General features: G+C 43.5%; 3 protein-coding genes. 2 read left to right on the top strand and 1 reads right to left on the bottom strand.

Annotation, left to right across the window (positions count from 1 at the left end; genetic code table 11):
- Positions 1–738: 738 nt before the first annotated feature.
- A complete protein-coding gene (locus tag KDK18_RS11965; RefSeq protein WP_257255153.1) occupies positions 739–927 on the top strand; it encodes a hypothetical protein in 189 nt (62 codons plus the stop codon).
- Positions 928–976: 49 nt separating this feature from the next.
- Here KDK18_RS11965 and KDK18_RS11960 read toward each other — a convergent pair whose 3' ends face one another.
- On the bottom strand, positions 977–1,441 hold the full coding sequence (locus KDK18_RS11960) for a hypothetical protein (RefSeq protein WP_257255152.1): 465 nt from the start codon (positions 1,439–1,441) through the stop codon (positions 977–979).
- Positions 1,442–1,833: 392 nt separating this feature from the next.
- On the opposite strand from KDK18_RS11960, the gene KDK18_RS11955 reads away from it, so the two are divergent.
- Positions 1,834–2,715 carry an IS4 family transposase gene (locus KDK18_RS11955; protein WP_257255151.1) on the top strand — a complete coding sequence of 294 codons (882 nt, stop codon included), beginning with the start codon at positions 1,834–1,836 and terminating at the stop codon, positions 2,713–2,715.
- Positions 2,716–2,783 lie beyond the last annotated feature (68 nt).

Raw genomic sequence — 2,783 nt, 5'->3', positions numbered from 1 at the left:
AAGCTAAAACCATTGATTACCTCAGGAAATTAGGGCTGAATCCGGAGGATTATCGTTGTTTTTGGGGCGAAGTTAGGGATATTCCTTCAGCAGACATTTGAATGCAGATTCCGGTATAAAATCAGATTTGATGCGGGTCTGGAGGTGATTGACCCACTCCACTTTCAGGTATTCTGTCCCTGCTGAACCATTCCATCTCGATTAACACGTCAGCAATGAGCAAGTTAAACTATCGTTCTGGAATTATTTTGGAAATTAATAGTCTAAACACGTATGGCTTAAGGGGATTAAATGTGTTCAATAGGGGGATTTATGAATATAAACACTACCGGAACAGATGCTTACGGGCTTCATAAAAACAGTTTTGTTGAAAAGAATGATGAAATTTTGACTCAGAGCCGAGAGTAGTTAAAAGTTTTTCAAAAAAACGATCGGTTGAAGATAGATCCTCTGTACTGGTAAAACGGGAAAGAGAGCTTGGTTCGGATATGCCTGGTTGCAGTCATCAGGCAACTAACCAAGCTATTCCTGAGCGAAAAGTTTCCAACTGGGTTGCTATGGATATTTGTGAGGTCGTACATGAGGCAGGGGGCAGAGTGAGCGAGATGTTTACTGTTAAGGAAGTGGCTGGACATTTTCGAAGTATCATTGAAAACCTTATACATTCGTTGAGATACAAAAAAATTGCAATAGAGGAGTATAAGGTTGATCAAAGAGACGAAGTAACAGGTATTTTTATTGATTTTATTTTATGTCAGGAAGGTCTGGTTTGAAGAGTCACAACATCTACTGAAGGCGATTTTTACTGAGCGGGCAGAAGAGGCATCGAAATTAATGTACCATGAATTATGTTATAGTCTCGGGGATATGCTGATTGATTATCTCAACAAAAAAGCGAACGTACCGGATGTTGAGGTCACATCGTAATTTTACGTTTTCAACCTCTAACGCAACAAAGGCTTGTACAATCTTGTCTCTAGCCTCGGGGGTTAACAATCCAATTAGTTGCAATCCCTCTTCCAGAGTCTCGATGCGTTTCTGTTGATTCATCTGGTTCCTCCAGAGTCATGGAAGTCCTGTCGGGTCGGGTAACAAAGGCGGATTTCTTCTTAGCCAACTCAACTAGTTGGTCTGGGTCGAGGTGAGGATTGAAGATGCTGGCTCCTTTATAGCGGAACCACTCACGCATTTCATGTTCTTCTGATGCTTTAATAGCAGCGAAACATACGCCTACAATCTCTTGTTTGCACATGTATGGGCTTAAATAGTGTTTTCCGCTCTTCCATGCCGTATTTTGTTTACTCACGCTACAGACGCCTACAGAGGCATCTACGGAGACTTGAATATAGGAACGACCGTGCCCTTCATATACTTGAATAGTCCAGCCGTCTTTGTATGTCACTTTGGAAACGATGTCTTTGATGTCGTCTAGTGTCAGCATACTAAGTCCTTCAATGAAAAAAGCCCCCTATTCGGGAGCTTTTGTTGGGTCGTTTGGGTCATCGTACGGATTGAATCGGGTTGCACGATTCTCCTTTTCTTTGTACTTGGCAGGGTCTTTCGTCTCTACCGGTACACGACCAGTACGTGGTACCTTCGTACGATTGTCCGGTTTTTGCACAATTGCCATTATGTGTTTTCCTCAATGACTTGGTCGTAGTTTAAGCCAGCGTTTTCAATCTCAACTTTGTAAGATGGAAGGTCTACTGCCTTGATGAATGTTCCGTTCAGGGCAATGCCCTTACGGTCTTTGACACTGTACACGACAAAAATCAGGAGTAAGCCAACGAGATCCACTATCTTGAGATTTTTCGCTAAAAATACCGCACGATTATGGAACCCGCTGACTTACTCATTGAGCAGTTTAGAACCTATCTGAACTGCAACAAGTGTCGACTGAGTGTTCTTGCCTATCTTGTGCTTGGCTTGCTGCAAAAGCAGACGGTAAACTTCACACACCTTGCCACCACCTTTCCCGGTAATTCACAGACAGCCTCCTGTTACCGCCTTATTCAGCGATTCTTTCTCGAAGTCGTTTTTGAGGAAATTATCACAGCCAGGATGATCGCAAGCTTGTTTGCACCTGAAGTCAAATGGCAACTCAGCATGGATCGCACCAACTGGCTGTTTGGAATTTTCAAAATCAACATCCTGTTTCTGGCAATCAACTACAAGGGCATGGCTATCCCGATTTTATGGACACTCCTGTCCAAGAAAGGCTGCTCGAATACGACCGAGCGCATTGAGCTGTTACAACGTTTTCAAAAGATATTTCCTGAGCAAGCAATACAGCGTTTGCTAATGGACAGGGAGTCTAAAGGTAGGCGATGGTTGAAATTTCTGGTGAATGGCAACTGGCCCTTTTGCATCAGGGTTCCCAACAATACATGGGTGCCCAATAAACACCAGAACAGGTTATTGCCATTTTCACTGACAATCGGTGAAACCATGGCCATCAGGCAACCACGAAAAGTATGGCGGCAAATGGTCTATCTGGCTGCCTCCAAAAAAGGGAGCGATCCAATGGTGGTTATTTGCAATGCTGATCCCTGGTGCGCCATTGAAAATTATCTCCAGAGATGGCAAATAGAAACCATGTTTCAAGCTATGAAAAGTAGAGGTTTTAACCTTGAGGAAACTCACTCCAAGGATCGGGATAAAATATCAAAATTGCTCTGTGCCTTAGTTCATCTGTTGACATCCTCTCGCCCCTGAAGGAGCGAGATTTCCGTTAGTCACCTAACAGGCTTCCTGTTTCAACACGCCTTCCCTAGATGGTTGCT

This window comes from Endozoicomonas sp. SESOKO3 (assembly GCF_024606255.1).
The sequence above is the reverse complement of the archived record's forward strand: the minus strand, read 5'-3'. Positions and strand labels throughout refer to the sequence as shown.

What these genes read in the sequence shown, in the direction of transcription:
- KDK18_RS11960 (WP_257255152.1), bottom strand. Translation starts at nt 1,441, where the DNA reads ATGCTGACACTAGACGACATCAAAGACATCGTTTCCAAAGTGACATAC.
- KDK18_RS11955 (WP_257255151.1), top strand. Translation starts at nt 1,834, where the DNA reads ATGGAACCCGCTGACTTACTCATTGAGCAGTTTAGAACCTATCTGAAC.